Consider the following 22,905-nt stretch of genomic DNA (forward strand, 5'->3'; position numbering starts at 1 on the left):
GATTTGAAGAGCGGGGATTTCAATCGTCCTAAGACAACGGGGTGGTTTGTAGACCAGGACTTCATCGCACGCAGCAGTACGGCAAGTTCGGTGGTGGTGCAGGGCGTGAAAGAAGGGGAGCGGCCCGAACTCACTACGATGTGGACAATTCTGGGGTATCCGCCTACCGGAGTGGCAATGCCCGTCTGGGTGAAAGGGGCGGACAAGGCTTTGCCGAGGTTGCTGGTTCGTGATGAAGCAAAGAAGGTTTCTCCTTTGGGCAATTGGTCGGTAATACTGGCAGGGGATGTTTTCTCTTACGGGCAAGGTATGGGCAGCAACCGCTATATGAACTGGGAAAGGCTTTATAATACCGATAAGAACGGCTATATGCAGTTGCTGGCTCCGGTAGAGGATGAGGTGTTCCGGCGCACCGTACCGGTATTGAAAGAGTGGCGCAGGAAAGGGGAAGCGGATGTAAAGGCAATGCAGTCGCTCTATAATGAGCTGGATGCGTTCATTGAAGCCGAATATGCGGAATTATTTGAACTTTAATTACTTATTATTGATTTTATACATGAAACACAAACTGATTATCTGCATTTCCGCTCTTTGTCTGGGGCTTGCCGGAAATGTGCAGGCGCAAAACAAGAAAATGTATCGGAACGGTTGGATCGATTTCAACAAGAACGGGGTGAAGGACATTTATGAAGACCCTTCCCAACCGGTTGAAAAGCGGGTAGCCGACCTGCTCTCCCAAATGTCAGTGGAAGAGAAAACCTGCCAACTGGCAACTCTTTACGGCTACGGACGTGTGTTAAAGGATTCCCTGCCCGTTGCCGGCTGGAAAAACGAAATATGGAAAGACGGCATTGCCAATATCGATGAGATGCTGAACGGCGTGGGAAAGAAGTCTGCGCAGGTTCCCGGTTTATTGTACCCTTTCAGCAATCATGCCGAGGCCGTCAATACCGTGCAACGCTGGTTTGTGGAGGAAACCCGTTTGGGGATTCCCGTTGACTTCACGAATGAGGGGATTCACGGACTGAACCACACCAAAGCCACTCCGTTGCCTGCTCCTATTGCCATCGGAAGCACCTGGAACAAAGAGCTTGTCCGCCGTGCCGGTGTCATAGCCGGACAAGAGGCGAAAGCGTTGGGATATACCAATGTGTATGCTCCCATACTGGATATCGTACGCGACCCGCGTTGGGGACGTACACTGGAGTGTTATGGAGAAGAACCCTATCTGATAGCGGCTTTGGGAACGGAAATGGTGAACGGCATCCAGTCGCAGGGAGTAGCCGCCACCTTGAAGCACTATGCAGTTTACAGCGTGCCCAAAGGCGGGCGTGACGGGAATTGCCGTACCGACCCGCATGTGGCTCCGCGCGAGTTGCACGAACTGTTTCTTTATCCTTTTAAGAAGGTCATTCAGAACTCGCATCCTATGGGAGTGATGAGCAGTTATAACGATTGGGACGGTGTGCCCGTATCCGCCAGCTACTATTTTCTGACGGAATTGCTGCGCGAGGAGTATGGCTTCGACGGCTATGTGGTGAGCGACAGCGAGGCTGTGGAGTTTGTGGAGTCCAAGCATCATGTGGCGGATACCTATGATGAGGCTGTGCGTCAGGTTTTGGAAGCCGGCTTGAATGTGCGTACCCACTTTACTCCGCCTTCCGATTTTATTCTGCCCATCCGCCGGTTGCTGGAAGAAAAGAAGATTTCAATGGCTGTGATAGACAAGCGTGTGTCGGAAGTGCTGCGGGTGAAATTCCGCTTGGGACTGTTCGACCAACCTTATGTAGCCGATACGAAAGCCGCCGACAGAGTAGGCGGGGCAGACCGGAATATGGATTTTGTGAAGCAGATGCAGCAACAGGCACTTGTGCTTCTGAAAAACGAGAATAATATCCTTCCGCTGGATAAACGGCAGATAAAGAAGGTGCTGGTGACCGGCCCGTTGGCTGATGAGGATAACTTTATGACCAGCCGTTACGGCCCTAACGGACTGGAGACGGTTACCGTGCTTGCCGGTTTGCGTAATTATCTGAAAGGCATTGCCGAAGTGGATTATGCCAAAGGCTGTGATATTGTGGATGCAGGTTGGCCTGCCACAGAGATATTGCCTGCGCCCATGAGCGAACAGGAAAAGCAAGGCATTGCCGAAGCCGTAGCAAAAGCCGGTGAAAGTGATGTCATTATTGCCGTGCTTGGCGAGGATGAGTATCGTACGGGAGAGAGCCGTTCGCGTACTTCGCTCGACTTGCCGGGACGCCAGCAGCAATTACTTGAGGCATTGCATGCAACGGGAAAGCCGGTGATACTGGTGCTGATAAACGGGCAGCCGCTCACCGTCAACTGGGCAAATGCTTATATCCCAGCCATCTTGGAGTCGTGGTTTCCTGGTTGTCAGGGGGGAACGGTGATTGCGGAGACTCTGTTTGGCGAGCATAATCCGGGTGGCAAACTGACAGTGACTTTCCCTAAGAGCGTAGGACAGATAGAGCTGAACTTCCCTTTCAAACCCGGTTCGCATGGCGCTCAACCGCATTCCGGTCCAAACGGTTCGGGCGCAACACGCATCATCGGCGAACTGTATCCGTTCGGTTTCGGTCTGAGCTATACGACTTTTGCTTACTCCGATTTGGAAGTCTCTCCGTTGCAACAGCATACGCAGGGCGAATATACGATTAAAGTCAACGTTACGAATACTGGAAAACGTGCGGGTGACGAGGTGGTGCAATTGTATGTACGCGATAAGGTGAGCAGTGTCATTACCTACGATTCGCAGTTGCGCGGTTTTGAGAGGGTATCCTTGCAACCGGGTGAAACCAGGCAGGTCACTTTCTCCTTGAAGCCGGAAGACTTGCAGATTCTGGACCGCAATATGAACTGGACAGTGGAGCCGGGCGAGTTTGAGGTTATGATAGGCGCATCCAGCCAGGACATAAGGCTGAAAAAGACAATAACGGCTTTGCCTTGACGATAGCCGGGTGCAAAGGCTCGGAAAGGTTTTAGGGGCTGTGCCGGTTGCGGGCAGGTTTACGATAGCTGGGAACGGAGATATGCAAGTATCTCCGTTTCTTGTTCCGGATGGAACCAGCGTATCTCTTCGTCCCTCTTGAACCACGTCATCTGCTTACGGGAGTAGATGCGTGAATTCTGCTGGATTTTCTCAATGGCAAAAGGCAGTGTCCATTCACCGTCCAGATAGTTGAAGATTTCCTTGTAGCCTACGGTGTTCAGTGAATTGAGTGCACGGTGAGGGTAGACACTGCGGGCTTCCTCTACCAGTCCGTCCGTTATCATCTGTTCTACGCGTTGGTTGATACGGGCATATAATTCTTCACGGTCACGGGTGAGTCCTATTTTGATGATGCGGAAGGGGCGTTCTTTCTTTTGCTGTGTGCGGAAAGAGGTGTAGGTCTTGCCAGTCATATAACAGATTTCCAGTGCGTGGATTACCCGTTTGTGGTTCTTCAGGTCTACGATTTTGTAATATTCCGGGTCCAGCAGTTTCAGTTCGGCACAGAGGTGCTCCAAACCTTCCGTTTCGTATTTGTGCAGCATAAGCCGGCGGGTTTCGGCATCTACGGTAGGAATGTCGTCAATGCCTTTGCATACGGCATCTACGTACATCATGGAGCCGCCGGTCAGGAGTACGACCTCGTGCTGGGTATAGAGTTGCTCAAGAAGTTGCAGTACTTCGGCTTCATATTGGGCGGCACTGTAATAGTCGGTCAGTTGCAGTGTGCCTACAAAGTAATGCCGTACCCGTTGCAGTTGTTCCGGGGTAGGGGCGGCCGTACCGATTTTCAAATCGGCATAAAGCTGTCGTGAATCGGCGGAAATGATACATGTTCCGAAGTGTTCCGCCAGTCGGAGACTGAGTTCTGTCTTTCCTACTCCCGTGGGGCCTATAAGTACTATCAATGTTTTCATGAGATTGCAACAAAATAATTCGGGCGAAAAACAATTGCATCCTTTGAAACGAATGTATCCTCAAGGGAAGTCTCGTTGTCATTGGAGCAGGTGCTATTCGCCCGAACCGGTTTATCAGAATTTGTCGTCTTCGTAAGCAATACCTGCGGCTCCATCGTCCAAACCGCCGAATCCTTCTTTATCGAAGTCTTCCATGTCGAAGTCCTGGTCGCCGTAGAAACTTTCGTCCAAGTCGAGCGAGCCGCTGGCAGCAGCCATTTCTTCAAAGTCAACGGTCTGCTTGGGAGCCTCTCCGGCTTTCTTGGTGCATTTTGCTCCGGTCATATTCTTGCCGGTAATGATTTCGGAGAGTTCGATGAAGAAACAACGTTCTGTCATGTAGTCGAACACGTACAGAAGTTTCTGCTTTTCGTCCTCTACCAATTCGCTGACCTGAGTGTCTTTCATCACCCAACTGTCTATTTCCGGATTGTCGTCCATTTCTTCGAGGGTAACTTCTTTTTCCTTTTCCCAATCATCGTCGCAGATGAAGAAAGAGGTCATCTGGTCGTCGGTATAACCTACTGATTTCACGATGGCTTCATGAAAATCATAGAACGTGGCTTCCGGGTCAATCTGTATTTCTCTGATGAAGTCGTCCGCTTCATCGGAGATGAGGGTAAATCTATATATCATATTATTAACTTTTTATTTGCTTGCAGGAATAATGCCGCGAGCCGATTCGCGTATAAAGTTTACAATATAGCTGATTTCTGGGGTCATTTCCATTTCATTCTCAATCTTTTTCAAAGCTTCCGTATTGTTCAGTCCACTTTGATAGATAATGCGGTAGGCGTTGTGAATGGCCTCGATGGTTTCGTTGGAGAAACCGCGACGGCGCAGTCCCACGATGTTGATGCCTGCATAGCAGATGGGCTCCCGTCCGGCTATGATGTACGGCGGTATGTCTTTGCTGAAGCGGCATCCGCCCTGTATCATGCCGAATCCGCCTACGTGGCAGAACTGGTGCATCAGTACGTTGGCGCTGATGATGGAATTGTCGTCTATGACAATCTCGCCTGCCATTTTTGTGGAATTGCCGATGATGCAACCGTTGCCGATAAAGGCATCGTGTGCAACATGTACACCTTCCATCAGCAGGTTGTTGCTGCCAACGATTGTCTTTCCTTTGGCAGCTGTACCCCGGTTGATTGTCACGTTCTCGCGGATGGTATTATTATTGCCTATCTCGGCGGTAGTCTCTTCTCCCCGGAATTTCAGGTCTTGCGGGATAGCACCGATTACAGCTCCGGGAAAGATTGTATTCCCGTTGCCGATGCGTGAACCGTACAGAATGTTGGCATTCGCCATAATCTTATTGTTATCGCCGATTACCACATTCTTGTCGATGAAAACAAAAGGAGCAATCTCTACGTTTTCCCCGATTTTCGCTTCGGGATGAATATACGCTAAGGGACTTATCATAATTAATTTACTTGTTTTTTACTATTTGAGCCATAAATTCAGCCTCACACACTACCTTTTCGCCTACAAATACATAGCCTTTCATAGTAGAGATACCCCGGCGGATAGGAGCCAGCAGTTCGACACGGAAAATCAAAGTATCTCCCGGCACTACTTTCTGGCGGAACTTGACGCCGTCTATCTTCATAAAGTAGGTGGAATAGCGTTCGGGTTCGTCTACGGAGTTCAGAACAAGTAAACCGCCTGTCTGCGCCATGGCCTCTACCTGCAATACGCCCGGCATGACGGGTTCTTGCGGGAAGTGTCCCTGGAAGAAAGGTTCGTTGGCTGTTACGTTCTTGACACCTACGATGTAGTTGGCACCTATCTCAATTACTTTATCTACCAGTTGGAACGGATAGCGGTGCGGCAACAGTTCACGGATGCGGTTTACATCCATAATGGGTTCGCGGTTGCAGTCGTAAGTAGGGGCCTGTATCTCGTGCAGACGGATTTCCTTACGCATCTGGCGGGCAAACTTGTTGTTGATGGTATGTCCCGGACGTGTGGCAATGATACGTCCCTTGATGGGCTTGCCAATCAGAGCCAGGTCGCCGATAACGTCCAGCAGTTTGTGGCGGGCGCATTCGTTGGGCCATACCAGCGGTTTGTGGTTGATGTAACCCAACTGTTTGGCGTCCATGTGAGGCACGCCCATTACGTCGGCAAGCTTGTCATAGGCATTCTGCGGCATTTCACGTTCATAGATAACAATGGCGTTGTCCAGGTCGCCGCCTTTGATAAGTCCGGCTTGCAACAGCGGTTCTATCTCACGTACAAATACGAAAGTGCGGCTGGCTGCTACTTCATCCTTGAACTTTGCCATATCTTCCAATGTGGCAAACTGGTTGGGGATGATGGTCGAGTCGTAGGATACCAGTACGTTCAGACTGAAGTTTTCATCGGGCAATACGATGATGGATGAGCCGGTGGCATCGTCACGGAATTCAATCTTGGATTTGATGATATAGAAATCCTTTACGGCACTTTGTTCCACCGTACCTACACGTTCTATTTCGTTGACATAATATTGGGCACTTCCATCCAGGATAGGAAATTCCGGACCGTTCACCTGAATAAGGCAGTTATCTATGCCCAAAGCGTAAAGCGCAGCCATGCCGTGCTCTACGGTACTTATCTTAACCCCGTTTTTGGAAAGCACGGTGCCGCGTGTCGTTTCGGTCACGTTATCGGCAACAGCGTCAATGATAGGCTGACCTTCCAGGTCGGTACGCTGAATCTTATATCCGTGATTGTCCGGAGCAGGGTTGAAAGTAACGGTCAGATCAAGTCCAGTGTGAAGACCTTTCCCACTGAGTGAAAAGCTGTCTTTCAGAGTCTTTTGTTTCAACATTGGTTACTTATTTAATTGTTTTTTTAATTCATCGAGTTCTTTGCGGAGCGCATTCAACTCAAAGTACATATCCGGCAGCTTGCGGAATACGGACTGTGACTTGAAGTAGGGCTTCACTTCCATAGGCGGCGTACCTATTAATACACTGCCTTCTTTAATACTGCTGGGAACACCGGATTGTGCGCCAAGGTTCACTTTGTTTCCGATGTGGATGTGTCCGGCTATACCCACCTGACCGCCAAACATACACCATTCGCCTACTTTGGTGGAACCGGCTATGCCCACTTGGGCCGCCATTACCGTATGCGAACCGATTTCATCATTATGTGCCACCTGCACCAGATTATCCAGTTTTACACCGCTGTGAACGATAGTCGCTCCCATCGTGGCACGGTCTACACATGTATTGGCGCCGATTTCCACATTGTCTTCCAATAGGGTGATTCCGATTTGGGGAATCTTTTCATACCCTTCGGGAGTGGGGGCGAAACCGAAACCGTCTGCACCGATTACACAGCCGGCATGCAGGATGCAACGGTTGCCTACGCGACAATCGTGGTAGATTGTTGCATTTGCGTAAATAATGCAATCATTGCCTACTTTAGCACCGCTTCCGATAGTGGCATGCGGATGAATTACCGTATTGTCGCCCACTTCTGCATGGTCTCCTACATAAGCAAAAGGCGCAATGTAAACATCTTTGCCTATTTTGGCAGTTTCGGCAACGTATGCGCGCGGGTCGATGCCGGTGCGTTTCGGTTTGCTCTGTTCATACAGGTTTAATAATTTGGCAAGGCTTTCGTAGGCATTGTCTACCTTAATCATGGTAGCTTTTACTTCCTGTTCGGGAGTGAAATCCTTATTAACCAAAACAATACTCGATTGGGTTTCATACAGATAAGGTATGTATTTAGGGTTGGATAAGAAAGAGATTGCCCCCGGTATTCCTTCTTCAATCTTGGCGAAGGTATGCACGGTTGCATTCTCGTCTCCTACGATTTCTCCTTGTATAAATGTTGCAATTTGTTTAGCAGAGAACTCCATGTTTTATTGTTGTTAGATGGTTTCAAAACACAAATAACGGACTTTTTTTTTATATATCCTTGTCCTGCGGTGAATATTTTATACTTATCTATGCAAACGTTGATAACATAAGTAGTACTTTTTTACTTTTTTTGAGAGTAGGGAGATGTTGAGCATGTCCGATGCTTCGGCTATGTTTTTAATGGAGCCGTCGTTGTACAGGATGTCGATGCTGTCGTCTGCCGGGTCGTACATATTCTTCTCAATGCTTGGGGTAGAGATAAAATAACCGGCTTCGGAAAGAGGGATGTCCAGCTGTTTGCCGATTTGCCGGGTGATTTCTTCTTTACGCTCCTCGCTGAAAGGTTCGGTGGAGATTTCCACTTTGAATATGTTACGGTTAACCATGCCCATACTTAGTGTGGAAAGCACCCTGTCCGGATGTGTGCTCCATACTTTCAGGGCAGTCCAAAGATCGTTGTCGTCCAGTTGGATAAAGTTTTCCAGGCAGTCCGGGTTATTGTAGAATATTTCCCGGTTGATATCATTGTATAAAAAGAATTTCAGTGCGGGCGGGGCAAACAAGTCCACGCCTTTGCCGGCTAACTCCTTGGCACGCAGCAGGGTGCTGATGAGCATCTTTTCGTAGGCAACCGATGTCTTATGCAGATATACCTGCCAGTACATCAGGCGGCGTGCAGTGAGGAAGTTTTCGATAGAGTAGATTCCTTTGGATTCTACGACCAGATGGTCGTCTTTTACATCGAGCATCTTGATGATGCGCGCCGAACCTATGTTACCTTCCGTCACTCCGGTATAGAAGCTGTCGCGGCGCAGGTAGTCGAGGCGGTCCATGTCCAGTTGTCCGCTTACCAGCTGGTGGAGGAAACGCTTGGGATATTCGTCCTTGAATATTTGGATGGCAAGTGTCAGTTGCCCGTTTATTTCTTTGTTGATGCGTTCCATGAGCATCAGGGAAATGTCTTCGTGCGAGACACCTTTTACAATAGTATCTTCAAGCACGTGCGAGAACGGACCGTGCCCGATGTCGTGCATGAGGATAGCCGCCTGTACGGCTTCCGCTTCACTGTCGAAAATGAAGTTTCCCTTGGCGGTAAGTTGCTGGATAGCTTCACTCATAAGGTAGAATGCCCCCAGTGAGTGCTGGAACCGGGTATGCTGTGCGCCGGGATACACCACGGACGATAATCCCAATTGTTTGATACGGGTGAGGCGTTGCAAAAGGGGATGTCGTACAAGGTCGTACAGCAGTCCTTTGGGTATGTTGATGAATCCGAACACCGGATCGTTGATGATTTTACGTTCGTAAGGCATAGCTAAGTATTTGAGGACAAAGGTAATTTGTTTTTAGGAGATGACAAAATATGATGCTATACAAGGAAGTTCATCACCAGTCGTGTTGAGATGATAACCTCTAAGTTGTAAATCGCAGTAGGTTTATATTTTGAGATAGTATTATGCAAAATTTGCATATTACTGTCTCTGTCAAGTTCTCCTTCTTTGAAAACATTTGCAATGTGGCGGGCTATGACAGATTGGTCCTTTTGAAACCTTCGAGCATATCGTGCAGGATTATCATGTATTGATACGAACCGGGCAGAATCAGGCGAACAATTACCCATTTCGCCGATTCTGCCCGGTTATGTTTAAAATAAGTTTTTATTTGCTTCTCAGAGTATTGCTTTCAGCTGTTCCGCCATCTGAGCCTGTACTTCCTGTGCGGCTTTGCGTGCAGCGGCTGCGAAATTTTCGGTCTTGTCTACATAGATGATACCGCGGCTGGAGTTAACAATCAGCCCGCAAGTCTTGTTCATGCCGTACTTGCAGACCTCTTCCAATGAACCGCCTTGTGCACCTACGCCGGGCACTAAAAGGAAGTGGTTGGGAACAATCTTACGAATATCTTCGAAAGCACGTCCTTGGGTGGCGCCTACCACGTACATCATTTGCTCGTCGTTTGCCCATTCCTGTGACTTGCGCAATACTTTTTCGAAGAGACGTTCACCGTTTTTGTCTTCCGTCAGTTGGAAGTCGTGCGAACCTTTGTTGCTGGTCAGTGCGAGCAGGATAACCCATTTGCCTTCGTAGGTGAGGAATGGAGTAACGCTGTCTTCGCCCATATAAGGAGCTACGGTTACCGAGTCTATGTCCAGTTCTTCAAAGAAAGTACGTGCATACATGGCAGAGGTATTACCGATGTCGCCGCGTTTGGCATCGGCGATGATAAACTGGTCGGGATAGTTCTGCTTGATGTAGTTCACGGTCTTTTCAAAGGCAATCCAGCCTTTTACTCCCATGCTCTCATAGAAAGCGAGATTCGGTTTGTAGGCGATACACAGGTCGGCTGTTGCATCGATAATCGCTTTGTTGAAGGCAAAGATGGGGTCTTCTTCTTTCAGCAGATGTTCCGGAATCTTTTTGATATCCGTGTCCAGACCTACGCATAGAAATGATTTCTTGCGTTTGATATTCTCAAAGAGTTGTTGTTTGTTCATATCGCAATTTGTTGGTTTAATGGTTTTACTTTTTAAATAAATATCCTTTGATGCTCATTCTTACATCTTCGTCACTGTTCTTTTCATAATGGATATCGAATGCAGTCAGCATGAACAGGTTCTTGGAAGAATTGCATCGGAAAGAGGTAGGCGGTATATGACCGTGCTTGCTGTTCTTTTCCAACATTTCCAATGTGCTGAGTTCGATATATGCGCTATCGTTCAGATTGTCCGTCCGGGTATCGAGTGAAACGGGCAATATTCCATTTTCAAGATATTGGCGGGGGATGGTAAGAAAGCGGCTTGATATACCGTCGCTGGGTATGGTGATAAACCGCGTGTAGCCTTTGGGAACACTGATGTTCGTTTGACTGTCGATTGCTCCGCTATAGGTAACCTTGCCGTTATCAGTGCCGGCAGGCGCCGCATTTGTTTCAATATCCGCTGCCACGGAATAGAGGTTGTAGGTTACGTTTCTGTCTATCAGATGAGTGACGCTCTCCGTGCCGAACCAGCTGTTCAGGTATCTGAATTTACTGTTTATCCGTATCGCCTGCTTTTCCGGCAGCGAGTACATCCATTCCTCATATTGTTGTAGCGAGAGAGGGGCTTTTGCCCGGCAACTGCGTTGCATCTCGGCTTTGATTTCGTTAAGAATGACATTCTTTGTAATGCCGGCATAGTTGACGGGCAATGCCGACGTCAGCAAAAAGATGATGGCAAACGAAATGGGTATCCAGTTGATACGCCGTGCCTTGATGGCGAACAACCCGATACAGACAAAATAGAACCAGCCGTTGAGTGTGGCGAGATAGAGCCGGTTAACGGTAATGCCGTAATCATTAAACCGTCGCACGATGCCTATGGTCATCAGCAACAGCAGAGGCAGTATCAGTACGGGCATCCAGCGGGCAATCCAGTTGTCAAACCGTTTGTTATTTTCAAGGCGTGCGGGATACAGACCGAATTGAATGGCGATGCACACCGTCATTAATGCTACGATGAGCCATGACACCCAGCCTGTGGGCAGTTCCCAACTGACAAGGATGCGGGCGGCATATATGTAAAGCACTGTCAGATATCCGGCTGTAAGCGGAAGGAACAGGTAGTGTATGATGCCGTTCAGGAATTCGGATGAGTGGGGTTCGCGGTTGTGTTTGTCCTCTCCCTGCGGCAACAATCCGAGAAACAGTATCAAAGCGAGCGTTATGCTGCACAGATAATAGATATAGGCATAGCACTTTCCGCTGAAATGGATGTCGAACAGCTGGTGCAGTGAGAACAACAGCAGACTGATGCCTGCCCATAGGATGAGGCCTATGATTTGTGTGACAGCGAACGAAGAAACGGCGTTCAGTGCAAAATTCCAACTGGCAATGTCATTCTTCTCGCGCAGGAACGAGAGGAAGAATGTGGAAAGCCCTATGGTGAGAATGGCCGCCGTGTGGGCGATGCCGATTTCAATCCATGAACTCTCTGTACCGAGATAACGGTAGAGCAGGAAAGCATCGGCTATGAGCAGGGCGTGTGCGGCAAGTTGTATGCCTGTCTTCCACATCCGGCTTTTTACTTCTTCGCTCCACAGATGAAGCGTGAGCGAAAGCAGGATGCCTACCGACAGGTAGTAGCCGGTTATAAACAGCAACCGTTCTTCGCCTGTCCAGCTTATTGATGTCAGATGAATGAGATAGGCAGTGAATGCAAAGATAAAGGCTACCGTAACCGGGAAGCGCTTCAGGCAGTTCTGAAACGCTTCGGTAACCGTGTGAAACGCTTTCTCTACTGATAGCCCTTTCATAACTACAATTCGCTTTCTTTCAGTCGCTCTGCATTTTCCGCAACAATCAGATGGTCGATGCAATCCTGAATATCACCGTCCATAAAGGCGGCAAGGTTATAAATGGTATAGTTGATGCGGTGGTCGGTAATACGTCCCTGCGGATAGTTGTAGGTACGTATCTTTGCCGAGCGGTCACCGGTAGAGACCATTGTCTTGCGCTTGGAAGCGATGTCGTCGATGTATTTCTGGTGCTCTTTGTCGTATATAAAGGTACGCAGGCGCGACAGGGCGCGTTCTTTGTTCTTCGGCTGGTCGCGCGTTTCGGTACATTCGATGAGAATTTCCTCTACGACACCCGTATTCGGGTTCTTCCAGTTATAGCGCAGGCGTACGCCGGATTCCACCTTATTTACGTTCTGACCGCCCGCACCGCCGCTTCGGAAGGTATCCCATTTGATTTCTCCCTCGTTGATGACTACATCGAACTCTTCGGCTTCGGGCAGTACCGCCACGGATGCGGCGGATGTGTGTACACGTCCCTGCGTTTCGGTGGCAGGCACGCGTTGTACGCGATGTACGCCCGATTCATATTTCAGCGTGCCATATACGTTGTCTCCCGTTACGGAGCAGATGATTTCCTTGAAACCGCCGGCTGCGCCTTCGTTGGCGCTGGATATATCCAGTCTCCAGCCTTTAGCCTCACAATACTTGGTGTACATGCGGAAGAGGTCGCCTGCAAAAATGGCGGCTTCGTCTCCACCTGCACCACCGCGGATTTCGAGAATGGCGTTGCGGCTGTCCTGCGGGTCGGCGGGGACAAGCAGGAGCTTTATCTCTTCTTCCAGTTCAGGCTGGCGTGCCTGGCAGGCATCAAGTTCTTCGCGTGCCATTTCACGCATCTCGGCGTCGGTTTCGTTGGCGATGATTTCTTTGGCTTCCTCGATGCCGTTCAGTACCTGCATGTACTCTTTGCGGGCATTCATCAGGTCGCCCAGTTCTTTGTACTCTTTGGTGAGTTTGACGTAGCGCTTCTGGTCGGCAATCACCGCCGGGTCGGTAATCAGTGTGGACACTTCTTCGAAGCGGGCAACGAGGCCTTCCAGTTTCTCTAATATGGTGTTGTTATCTGCCATTTAATTAAAGTGGTAATGTTATGAGATGACAAGTCGGCATTAATATCTGAACTCTCCGAATTCACTCTTGATAATCAGTTCTTTCTTATCGCTCTCTTCGACACGTCCTACAATCTGTGCATCGATGTTGAAGCTTTTGCTGATGGCAATCACTTCTTCCGCATGCTCGGGAGAAAGATATACTTCCAGACGGTGTCCCATATTGAATACCTTGTACATTTCGCTCCAGTCCGTATCGCTTTGCTCCTTGATGGTCTTAAACAACGGCGGAACGGGGAAAAGGTTGTCTTTGACAACGCGGCAGTTATCTCCGACAAAGTGCAGCACTTTGGTCTGCGCACCGCCGGAGCAGTGTACCATACCGTGAATTTCGGGACGGAGCGCATCGAGCAGTTTCTTAACCACCGGCGCATATGTACGGGTGGGAGAGAGCACCAGCTTTCCGGCATCCAGCGGACTGCCTTCCACGCTGTCTGTCAGTTTCAGCTTTCCGCTGTATACCAATTCGTCGGGTACGGCTTTGTCATAGCTTTCCGGATATTTCTCCGCCAGATATTTGGCGAATACGTCGTGGCGGGCGCTGGTAAGTCCGTTGCTACCCATACCGCCGTTATACTCTTTCTCGTAAGTGGCTTGTCCGCAAGAGGAGAGACCTACAATCACGTCTCCCGGACGGATATTGGCATTGTCGATAACATCCGAACGCTTCATGCGGCAGGTTACCGTAGAGTCAACGATGATGGTACGCACCAGGTCGCCCACATCGGCGGTCTCGCCACCGGTGGCATATACGCCTACGCCCATTTCGCGGAGTTCGGCAAGCAGTTCGTCCGTACCGTTGATGATGGCGGAAATCACTTCTCCGGGCACAAGCAACTTGTTGCGTCCGATGGTGCTCGATACCAGGATATTGTCCACAGCACCTACACAGAGCAGGTCGTCGATGTTCATAATCAGCGCATCCTGTGCGATGCCTTTCCAGACGGAGAGGTCGCCTGTCTCTTTCCAGTACATGTAGGCCAGACTGGATTTTGTTCCTGCGCCGTCTGCGTGCATGATATTACAATACTCAGGGTCACCACCCAGGATATCGGGGATGATTTTGCAGAAAGCCTGCGGGAATATACCTTTGTCGATGTTCTTAATGGCGTTGTGCACATCTTCTTTGGATGCGCTGACGCCCCTCATCATATATCGTTGATTACTCATGGGATAATAAGTTTGTTCAATTGAGCACAAAAGTAGTGATTATTTCGCTTATAGCCTTAGCTTTGCGTAAAAAATATCCCCTCATCCGGCATCGTACTTGCAAGTCTGTGCGGGTGCGACACCGGATGAGGGGATGTTTGATATTCAATTCCGTCTCTTTAGAACTCCACCTTAGGTGCTTGTTCGCTTCCTTCGGCGGCTTCAAAGTAGGCACGCTTCTCAAAGCCGAAAAGACCGGCAAGAATGTTTTTGGGGAAGCGGCGGATTGCCGTATTAAAATTCTTCGCCGCATTGTTGAAGTTGGTACGTGCCACGTTGATGCGGTTTTCCGTACCTTCCAACTGGGCTTGGAGCTCCAGGAAGTTCTGGTTGGCTTTCAGGTCGGGATAGTTTTCGGTAATGGCGAGCAGCTTGCCGAGAGCGGAAGTAACCGCGCCCTGTGCCTTTTGGTATTCGGCCAGCTTTTCCGGTGTCAGGTCGTTGGCGTCTACGGTCATCTGGGTGGCCTTGCTACGGGCTTCTACCACACTTTCCAGCGTTTCCTTTTCGTGAGAGGCATATCCTTTGACTGTGTTTACGAGATTCGGTATCAGGTCGGCACGACGTTGATATTGTGTTTCTACGTTAGACCATTGCCCGCTGACGTTTTCGTCCATGGTAACGAGTCCGTTATAACCGCTGACTCCCCAAATGGCGAGAAGGGCTACGACAACAATGATGATAATGGTTGATTTTTTCATACTTCTTTTTTTGTTATTAATGATGCAATCTGAATTGGTTTGTTACAGGAGACGCCCGGCCGTTCCGCTCAGAACCGTGAACCGGCTCCGCCGCCACCGCCCATGCCACCTCCGAAGCTGCCGCCGCTGAATCCTCCGCCACTGCTGCCGAAACCGCCGCCTCCGAAAATGACAGGACCGCCGCCACCTCCGCCCCGATAGTTCTCATCGTAAGACTGCTGGCGGCGTACTACCTTATGTCCGCAATTGCGGCAGGTGTAGGTGACATCTTCCGTCCGTACTCCGTTGCGGCGTGAGATAAGCACGCTGTTGCTCCGTTGCAGCTTATGCTGGCCGCATTGCGGGCATTTGCTTGCAGCGCGTGTTTTCAGTATTCCTGCCGCGATGGCGATGGCAAAGAACCCTGCAACGGCCAGAATCAATCCTATCGGAGAGCCGCCGTCACTTTCGTCCGGGTCGTTTACCATACTTCCGTCAAGACGGGCGCATACGGCACGAACGCCGGCCACCATACCGGCGTCCCAGTTACCGTCTTTCAGGTAAGGAATCATGTCCCGCGTTTGAATGCGTTTGCAAATGGCATCGGGCAGGTCTCCTTCCAGTCCGTATCCGGTATAGAACTGAATACAGCGCTGGTCGGTTACCAGCAGGATAACCAGTCCGTTATTCTTTCCTTTCTTGCCAACGCCCCATTCGTTGAGCAACCGGTGCGAGAAGTCGAAACAGTCCTCACTGCCGATGGACGGAACAACCGCCACTACGGTTTCAATGCCGGTTTGCTGTTCCAAGGCATAGAGCATGCGGTCTATTTCGTCGCATGCCGGGGCGGAAAGGATACCGGCGGGGTTGCAAACGTAGCGTGTCTTGTCCTGAAGATGTACTTTAGGAATGTTTCCGGTGGTGTAAATCTCTTGTGCCTGCAGGGAAACAAGCATGCACAAGAGGAATGCTATGGAGATAAATCGTTTCATACTTATTGTATTTGTAGGGGCTAAGGTAGGAAAAATCACGTCAACGTATGTATTTCCCTACGAATTTCTTTACATGCTCCGTATATTCCTGCGGATAGTCCTTGTAGGACATGGCATGTGCGGAACCCGGAACAATCCACAGCTCTTTCGGTTCCGGCTTGGCTTCGTAAAGAGGGTAGACCATCCATGTAGGCACATAGGAGTCCGCATCGCCGTGTATAAAGAGCATGGGCAAGGTACACTTCCTGACCTGCTCCAAAGCCGAAGCTTCACGGAAATCCCATCCGTACTCTTGCTCGCAAAGCCGGCTTGCCACATGCAGCAGCGGGAAAGCGGGCAAGCCGTATTGTGCTTTCAGTTCGCCCCGGAATTCATCCCATACGCTGGTATAGCCGCAGTCCTCGACGAAACATTTGATGAACGGTTGCTGGTGTATTCCATGTTCCACTTCGCCGGACACCATCATGGTGGTGGCAGCTCCCATCGAGATGCCGTGTACTACCATTTCCGTACCGCTGCTGCGCATACGGGTGCTGTCGCCTGCGGTCACCGTTTCATTGTTCCTGCCGAAAAGCTCGTCGGCGGTTGCGGTCCATTGCAGTACGTCGAGACGGTCGAGCCAGCCCATTTGTATCTCGGCACCCTCGCTTGCACCATGACCGTGCAGGTCGGGCAGAAGGATGTTGTACTTCAGTTGCCGGTTGTACAGGTAGCCGATGTTGAGCATGCGGATGGAGTTGTCGGTATAGCCGTGCACAATGACGGCCGTTTTACGGGTGGGTTCGGCAGCGGCTACATACAGCGCATGCAGGGTTTCACCCCGGTCATTCTTTATATAGAGGTCGCGTAGTGCCCCTGCCGTCTGCAGGCTGTCCACCCACGGCTTCAGCTCGGGATATTGCCCGAACATGTATTCGTAGGAAGCCTGGCTGTTGCGGGAGCGTGTAACCAGTTCATCCGGGTTCAGCGCATGCCCCAGCATATAGTATCCGCCGCACAACAGGGCGGTACAAAGCGCAGCGAGACCTATGAATGAATATTTCAGTATTTTTTTCATGTTACTTGTTCCAAATTTCCCATGCGGCAAAGGCTTGCAGCAGCAACATTTCAAGTCCGTTCTTGGTGACGGCTCCCTGCGCTTTGCCTTTCTTCATGAAGAGTGTTTCATTTGGATTATACAACAAATCGTAGAGCAAATGGTTGGGAGTAAGCAGTTCGTAGGGTATGTCCGGGCAGAAATCCACTTTGGGGAACATGCCCACGGGCGTACAGTTTACGATGACCGTATGTCCGGCCATGATTTCGGGAGTCAGCTCCCCGTAGGTCAGGAACTTGTCGTCCTTTTTGGTACGTGACACGAAAGTGCTTTCTATTCCTAAATTCTCCAGGCCGCGATATACGGCTTTGGATGCACCGCCTGTGCCCAGGATAAGCGCTTTCTTGTGCTGGGGTTGCAGCAGGGGTTCGATGGATTGCGTAAATCCGATGATGTCCGAGTTGCAGCCTATCAGCTTGATTTTGCCTTTGGGAAGGCGGACAATCTTGATAACGTTGACCGCACCAATCTTGGCGGTGTCCTTATCCAGTTCGTCGAGGTAGGGTATAACCTGTTCTTTATAGGGAATGGTTACATTGAGTCCACAGAGATTGGGGTTTTCTTCAATCACTTCCATGAAGTCTTCGATGCGGGGAATCTCGAAGTTCACATATTCGGCGTCAATGTTCTCTGCTTTAAATTTCTCGTTGAAGTAGCCGATGGAGAACGAATGTTTCAGCGGGTAACCGATTAAACCGTATTTCTGCATATCCAAAATGTGTTAAAGGGAGAATATAAGTGACTATTTCTTAGCAATGTATAAGGTGCATATTCCGAAAGTCAATCGCTTGAAGCGTACCTCGCTGAACCCTGCCTTGCGGATTACTCCCTGCATGATTTCGCCTTGCGGAAAGGCGCGGATGCTTTGGGGCAGATAGGTGTAGGCGCTGTTGTCTTTCGAAATGAACTTGCCGAGCAGCGGGATGACGGCTTTGGAGTAGACGGTAAAGAGTTGTTTCATCGGGAAGCGGTCCGGCGTGGAGAGCTCCAGAATGACGAGATGTCCGCCGGGTACGAGTACGCGGCACATTTCGGACAATCCTTTATCCAGTCCGTCAAAGTTACGGATGCCGAACGCCACGGTCACGGCATCGAAGCTTTCATCGACAAACGAGAGAGAGGTGCAGTCCTCCCGGACAAAGGAAATCCTGTCCGAGAGGTGCGCCTGTTTTACTTTTTCACGTCCCACATTCATCATGCCTTCGGATATGTCGGTCCCGATGAGCATATCGGGCTGCAATTCGCGGCAGGCAAGTATGGCAAAGTCTCCGGTTCCGGTCGCTACGTCCATGATGCGCCGGGGGCTGAAAGGGCGGAGCGTGTCAATCGCCTTCTTGCGCCAGCTGCGGTCTATGCCCATCGACAGGGTATGGTTCAGCTTGTCGTAAGCGGGGGCGATGTTGTCGAACATCTCTTCAACCTGTTCGCTCTTCTTGCCGTCGTTGCCGTAAGGCTTGATGTGTTCTTGGGGGTAGTCCATCCGTCAATCGTTACTTTAAGTACTCCGTTACGTTCTTTTCAATACGTTCGGCGATGTTGCTTGTGTCCTCTTTAACGAACTTCTCGCCGGTGATGTGCTCGTACAGCTCGATGTAACGTTCGCTGATGGAAGTCACGATTTCGTCGGTCATTTCCGGAACCTGCTGTCCCTCTTTGCCCTGGAAACCGTTGTCCATTAGCCATTCGCGCACGAATTCCTTTGAAAGCTGCTTTTGCGGTTCGCCTTTGGCAAAGCGTTCTTCGTAGCCTTCGGAGTAGAAATAGCGGCTGGAGTCCGGTGTGTGGATTTCGTCCATCAGGTAGATAGTGCCGTTGTGCTTGCCGAATTCGTACTTGGTGTCGACGAGAATCAGGCCGCGTTCTGCAGCGATTTCCGTACCGCGTTTGAAGAGCGCCATTGTATATTTCTCCAGAATTGCATACTCTTCGGGAGTGGCCAGGCCTTTGGCAAGAATCTCCTCTTTGGAGATGTCGGCGTCATGCTCGCCGATTTCGGCTTTTGTGGTCGGGGTGATGATGGGTTCGGGGAATTTCTGGTTCTCCTTCATGCCTTCGGGCAGCTTTACGCCGCAGATTTCGCGGACACCGCTCTTGTAGGCGCGCCATGCACTGCCGCAGAGATAGCCGCGTACAATCATCTCAACCGGGAAGCCTTCGCACATTACGCCCACGGTTACCATAGGGTCGGGGGTGGCTGTTTTCCAGTTGGGGCAGATGTCGGTGGTGGCATCGAGGAACTTGGCTGCAATCTGGTTCAGCATCTGTCCTTTGAAAGGAATACCTTTCGGCAATACTACGTCGAAGGCTGAAATGCGGTCGGTAGCGACCATAACTAACTTTTCGCCATTGATGTTGTACACATCGCGCACTTTTCCATGATAGACACTTTGCTGTCCGGGAAAGTTGAAATCTGTTGCTGTTAATGCATTCATTTTAGTGATATTTATGAGTTGGATATTTACTGTCTAAGCCGGGAGTTGCTGTCCGGCGGCTTGTTCTGCTTTCCGTTTCTCCCGTTCGGCTTTCGCTTCTTTGTCAAACTTTTCGTAGGCTTCCACAATCTGAGTAACCAGTTTGTGGCGTACAATATCTTTTTTGTTCAGCTCGATGAAGCTGATTCCTTTCACGCCCTTCAGGATGCGGAGCGCTTGCACCAGTCCGGAAGTCTGTGACTGGGGAAGGTCGATTTGCGTCATATCCCCCGTTACAATCATTTTGGTATTCATGCCCATACGGGTGAGGAACATCTTTATCTGTTGGGTGGTGGTGTTCTGCGCTTCATCCAGAATCACTACGGCATCGTTCAGCGTGCGTCCGCGCATGAAAGCGAGGGGAGCAATCTGAATGATGTTCAGCTCCATGTACTCTTTCAGTTTGGCGGCGGGAACCATGTCCTGCAAGGCGTCGTAAAGCGGTTGCAGGTACGGGTCTATCTTGTCCTTCATGTCGCCGGGCAGGAAACCGAGTTTCTCTCCGGCCTCTACGGCGGGACGGCTGAGGATTATTTTCTTTATCTCCTTGTTCTTCAACGCGCGTACGGCAAGGGCGATGGCCGTATAGGTCTTGCCCGACCCGGCAGGGCCTATGGCAAATACCATGTCGTTCCTGCTAAATGCCTCTACCAGTTTCAACTGGTTTTCGCTGCGCGGAATAATGGGCTTTCCCGTTACGCTGAACACGATGACATTGCCCGACTTCTCAGCTTGCGGGGCGTTCCCTTTGACGATATCGATGATGACTTCCTCTTTCAGAGAATTATATTCGGCACAATATTTTTCGAGTTTGGTGATGTTTTCTTCAAACGCGCACATCTCCTCTTCATCTCCCAGCACTTTGATGACATTGCCGCGGGCAACGATGCGGAGTTTGGGATACAAAGCTTTTATCAGTTGCATATTGGCGTTGTTTACGCCGTAAAAGATAACCGGGTCGATATCCTCAAGAACAATCAGTTTTTCTATCATCGATATGTTTTAAAGTTCAATTCTTTTTTTCAGGTAAAACGTTTTGCAAATGTAGTGAAACGTTTGAATACTTGGACGGTTCTGCGTGTTATTTTTTTGCACCGGCTTGCATGGCGGCATCACTTTGTTGTCATTGTTTATTCAAAATAGAGTATTGTTCCGCCATCGGAGTCTGCGTATTTCCGCAGGAGTTCCTGTATCATTCCGGCGGCTTCCGCCAGCCCTTCGCGTCCGTTGTATCCGTTGACTATGGCAAGGATACGCCGGGTTTCGAGTCCCATTTTGGTACGTTCGTTGTCGCTGGTGGGAGTGCCTATGCCGCCTGCCCGGTCGCGGTAGACGGGAAGCCCCTCAATGTTCAGCGTTCCGCGCCCGATGCCTTCGAAGGGCTCTTCCGCACGTCCGATGCCGAGTTCAAGGCTGTCTCCCTGTATCTTGTCCGCATCGAAGCCGCCGATGGAATATCCGGTGCGGAGCGATACGAGGTTGACGAGGTCTACCAGCGTGTCGATTTGGTACAGTTCGAGTCCCCGCATAAGACGGCGGCGCAATGCTTCGGCGGAAGGACGGTAACGGCTGGGATCTTTGCCGCAACGCTTGTAGGCTTCGCGGGTGGCGGCGATGGCGGGTTGCTGTTTGATGCTTTCCGCGGTTTCACCGGCTCTCAGTTCGCGGGTGAAAGCGTCGATTTCCCGCCACAGCTCTGCGTTGTGTGCGGAGTTGGTTACTTGCGCCATGACGGCAACGCCCTGAAAGGCGGGGCAGAGGCGCTTAATCTCTTCGGATAAGGTGATGTGGTACATGAGGCTTTTCATTGTGTATGGTTTACTGTCGGTTCGTCGTGGATAAACTTGGAATTTAACGGCGTTAAACTTCAGGTTTAATCCTAATGAACCCGGAGTTTAATAGGATTAAACTCGAAGTTTATTGTGGATAAATAAAAATAAACTAAGTGTGGGATAGATCTGGCACAGGCAGGTTTGCAGTATCACCCGCCTGTACTTCTCCGGTCACCATTCGTATCTTTCCTCAAAGCTGTCGTATATGGGACGTAGCTCCGGGCAAAGGGCACGGAAAACGGATGCAATCTCCGCCTGTTCTGCGGGTGAGATAAGTCTCTTGCCTTTGCGGCTGGCAAAGTAATAGCTGCGGCAGGTGAAGCAGTTCTGTACACATCTTCTGACTTCGCTTACGATTCTGCTGGGCACGGCATCGAACATCCGGGACATTCCGCAGGCATAACGCTTGAGGTCGGAGCTACGGTAGAAGGTACAGTCGCCCTTGCCATGCAGCGAAGCAATGTAGCGCGGGTCTATGGCGGTTATGATATTGCTTGCGTATTGCGATGTTTTCATCGGAAGCTCCGTTATCAGGGCATGCAGGCATCCCGAACGTTGCGGACACTGCCCGTCTGTGGCAAAACAATGGGCATATTCGAAAGGAATGTCTTCCCGGTTTTGTTTCATATCATTGGAGGTATTGGTTTGTTCGTATAATGTGAGTCGAGAATTAGAGTTGCTTCAACTTATCGGCACGGTACAAAAGTAGCCATAAACTGTAACTCTTTCAAATATAGGCGTTACTTTCTTTCTTCCTTTTCCTGTCCGTTCAACATAATTCCCGACAGGATACGTCCCGACTTGATGCCCAGACGCCGTGCCGAGAAGAAGTCCTCATGCTGCCGGTAGGTACAGATGCCTGCATTCTCTATCTGCCGGGGCGGCACTCCGAAGTCGGAGAGTTGCAAACGGTTGGCTGCCCACAAATCTATATGGTATTTGTGCGTTTCGGGCTTCCATACGGATATGTATTCCATCGGGAAATTTTCGGTGCGAAACGCTTCATATACCTCATCGCCCACCTCGAACGAGTCGAGGGAGATGCCCGGCCCTATGCAGGCAATAACATCCGTTCCCCTTGTTCCGTAGGCAGACTGCATCCGGTGAAGGGTTTTGGCAAGAATGCGGTTTACCGTTCCCCGCCAGCCTGCATGGACTGCGGCAACAATGCGGCGTTGCCTGTCATATAATAATACGGGAATGCAATCGGCAGTGGAGATGCAGATGCAGCAGCCGGGCATGCGGGTAATGAGTGCATCGATGCCTTGCAGCATGGCTTGCCGTTCGTTATGCGTTGCGTTCAGATAGGTATCGTCGATGATGAGGGAATCGGTGCCGTGGGTCTGAAAG

21 protein-coding genes and 1 pseudogene are annotated in these 22,905 nt (G+C 50.2%); 2 read left to right on the forward strand and 20 right to left on the reverse strand.

Annotation, left to right across the window (positions count from 1 at the left end):
- Window positions 1-534 (forward strand): annotated as a pseudogene (locus AB5903_RS18310) (hypothetical protein); the annotation flags it as partial.
- A 22-nt stretch (window positions 535-556) separates the two neighbouring features.
- Window positions 557-2,968, forward strand: coding sequence for a glycoside hydrolase family 3 N-terminal domain-containing protein (locus AB5903_RS18315; protein ID WP_040316320.1), 2,412 nt, complete (start codon window positions 557-559; stop codon window positions 2,966-2,968).
- A gap of 59 nt (window positions 2,969-3,027) precedes the next feature.
- Here AB5903_RS18315 and miaA read toward each other — a convergent pair whose 3' ends face one another.
- The 20 genes from miaA to pgeF all read right to left on the reverse strand — a co-directional run.
- Window positions 3,028-3,927: a tRNA (adenosine(37)-N6)-dimethylallyltransferase MiaA gene (gene miaA / locus AB5903_RS18320; protein WP_005658007.1), complete on the reverse strand. Its 900-nt coding sequence runs from the start codon at window positions 3,925-3,927 to the stop codon at window positions 3,028-3,030.
- Window positions 3,928-4,041: 114 nt separating this feature from the next.
- On the reverse strand, window positions 4,042-4,602 hold the full coding sequence (locus AB5903_RS18325) for a hypothetical protein (protein WP_005658005.1): 561 nt from the start codon (window positions 4,600-4,602) through the stop codon (window positions 4,042-4,044).
- 12 nt (window positions 4,603-4,614) lie between these two features.
- A complete protein-coding gene (gene lpxA / locus AB5903_RS18330) occupies window positions 4,615-5,391 on the reverse strand; it encodes an acyl-ACP--UDP-N-acetylglucosamine O-acyltransferase (RefSeq protein WP_005658004.1) in 777 nt (258 codons plus the stop codon).
- Window positions 5,392-5,398: 7 nt separating this feature from the next.
- Complete coding sequence (locus AB5903_RS18335) at window positions 5,399-6,784, reverse strand: bifunctional UDP-3-O-[3-hydroxymyristoyl] N-acetylglucosamine deacetylase/3-hydroxyacyl-ACP dehydratase (protein WP_005658002.1); 1,386 nt, start codon at window positions 6,782-6,784, stop codon at window positions 5,399-5,401.
- Window positions 6,785-6,787: 3 nt separating this feature from the next.
- Complete coding sequence (gene lpxD, locus AB5903_RS18340; protein ID WP_016661541.1) at window positions 6,788-7,828, reverse strand: UDP-3-O-(3-hydroxymyristoyl)glucosamine N-acyltransferase; 1,041 nt, start codon at window positions 7,826-7,828, stop codon at window positions 6,788-6,790.
- A gap of 84 nt (window positions 7,829-7,912) precedes the next feature.
- Window positions 7,913-9,142, reverse strand: coding sequence for an HD domain-containing protein (locus AB5903_RS18345; RefSeq protein ID WP_005657999.1), 1,230 nt, complete (start codon window positions 9,140-9,142; stop codon window positions 7,913-7,915).
- Between the two features lie 356 nt (window positions 9,143-9,498).
- On the reverse strand, window positions 9,499-10,323 hold the full coding sequence (gene pyrF, locus AB5903_RS18350; RefSeq protein WP_117740293.1) for an orotidine-5'-phosphate decarboxylase: 825 nt from the start codon (window positions 10,321-10,323) through the stop codon (window positions 9,499-9,501).
- A 25-nt stretch (window positions 10,324-10,348) separates the two neighbouring features.
- A complete protein-coding gene (locus AB5903_RS18355; RefSeq protein ID WP_272198632.1) occupies window positions 10,349-12,121 on the reverse strand; it encodes a DUF4153 domain-containing protein in 1,773 nt (590 codons plus the stop codon).
- 2 nt (window positions 12,122-12,123) lie between these two features.
- Window positions 12,124-13,236: a peptide chain release factor 1 gene (prfA, locus tag AB5903_RS18360; protein WP_005657992.1), complete on the reverse strand. Its 1,113-nt coding sequence runs from the start codon at window positions 13,234-13,236 to the stop codon at window positions 12,124-12,126.
- A gap of 39 nt (window positions 13,237-13,275) precedes the next feature.
- Entirely contained in the window at window positions 13,276-14,445 is a 1,170-nt protein-coding gene (locus tag AB5903_RS18365; RefSeq protein ID WP_195657913.1) for an AIR synthase-related protein, read from the reverse strand.
- A 158-nt stretch (window positions 14,446-14,603) separates the two neighbouring features.
- A complete protein-coding gene (locus tag AB5903_RS18370) occupies window positions 14,604-15,185 on the reverse strand; it encodes a LemA family protein (RefSeq protein ID WP_195657914.1) in 582 nt (193 codons plus the stop codon).
- Between the two features lie 68 nt (window positions 15,186-15,253).
- Complete coding sequence (locus tag AB5903_RS18375) at window positions 15,254-16,156, reverse strand: YgcG family protein (protein WP_117740295.1); 903 nt, start codon at window positions 16,154-16,156, stop codon at window positions 15,254-15,256.
- A 40-nt stretch (window positions 16,157-16,196) separates the two neighbouring features.
- Window positions 16,197-17,213, reverse strand: a complete 1,017-nt coding sequence (locus AB5903_RS18380) for an alpha/beta hydrolase (RefSeq protein WP_016661536.1) — start codon at window positions 17,211-17,213, stop codon at window positions 16,197-16,199.
- A gap of 1 nt (window position 17,214) precedes the next feature.
- Entirely contained in the window at window positions 17,215-17,961 is a 747-nt protein-coding gene (locus AB5903_RS18385; protein ID WP_005657984.1) for a shikimate dehydrogenase, read from the reverse strand.
- 33 nt (window positions 17,962-17,994) lie between these two features.
- Complete coding sequence (gene ubiE, locus AB5903_RS18390; protein WP_117666467.1) at window positions 17,995-18,732, reverse strand: bifunctional demethylmenaquinone methyltransferase/2-methoxy-6-polyprenyl-1,4-benzoquinol methylase UbiE; 738 nt, start codon at window positions 18,730-18,732, stop codon at window positions 17,995-17,997.
- A gap of 10 nt (window positions 18,733-18,742) precedes the next feature.
- Complete coding sequence (locus AB5903_RS18395; RefSeq protein ID WP_016661534.1) at window positions 18,743-19,684, reverse strand: phosphoribosylaminoimidazolesuccinocarboxamide synthase; 942 nt, start codon at window positions 19,682-19,684, stop codon at window positions 18,743-18,745.
- A 33-nt stretch (window positions 19,685-19,717) separates the two neighbouring features.
- Window positions 19,718-20,716, reverse strand: a complete 999-nt coding sequence (locus AB5903_RS18400; RefSeq protein ID WP_005657979.1) for a PhoH family protein — start codon at window positions 20,714-20,716, stop codon at window positions 19,718-19,720.
- A 137-nt stretch (window positions 20,717-20,853) separates the two neighbouring features.
- Window positions 20,854-21,519 (reverse strand): B3/4 domain-containing protein, encoded by a 666-nt coding sequence (locus tag AB5903_RS18405; protein ID WP_034535896.1) that lies wholly within the window; start codon window positions 21,517-21,519, stop codon window positions 20,854-20,856.
- Between the two features lie 207 nt (window positions 21,520-21,726).
- Window positions 21,727-22,182, reverse strand: a complete 456-nt coding sequence (locus AB5903_RS18410; RefSeq protein WP_272710388.1) for a DUF6078 family protein — start codon at window positions 22,180-22,182, stop codon at window positions 21,727-21,729.
- A 113-nt stretch (window positions 22,183-22,295) separates the two neighbouring features.
- Window positions 22,296-22,905, reverse strand: a 610-nt coding sequence (pgeF, locus tag AB5903_RS18415) for a peptidoglycan editing factor PgeF (protein WP_368118094.1), incomplete at its 5' end; no start/stop codon positions are given.

Source organism: Bacteroides sp. 2201st1_D9_2201SCRN_220225, from assembly GCF_040928965.1.
Taxonomy (GTDB): domain Bacteria; phylum Bacteroidota; class Bacteroidia; order Bacteroidales; family Bacteroidaceae; genus Bacteroides; species Bacteroides stercoris.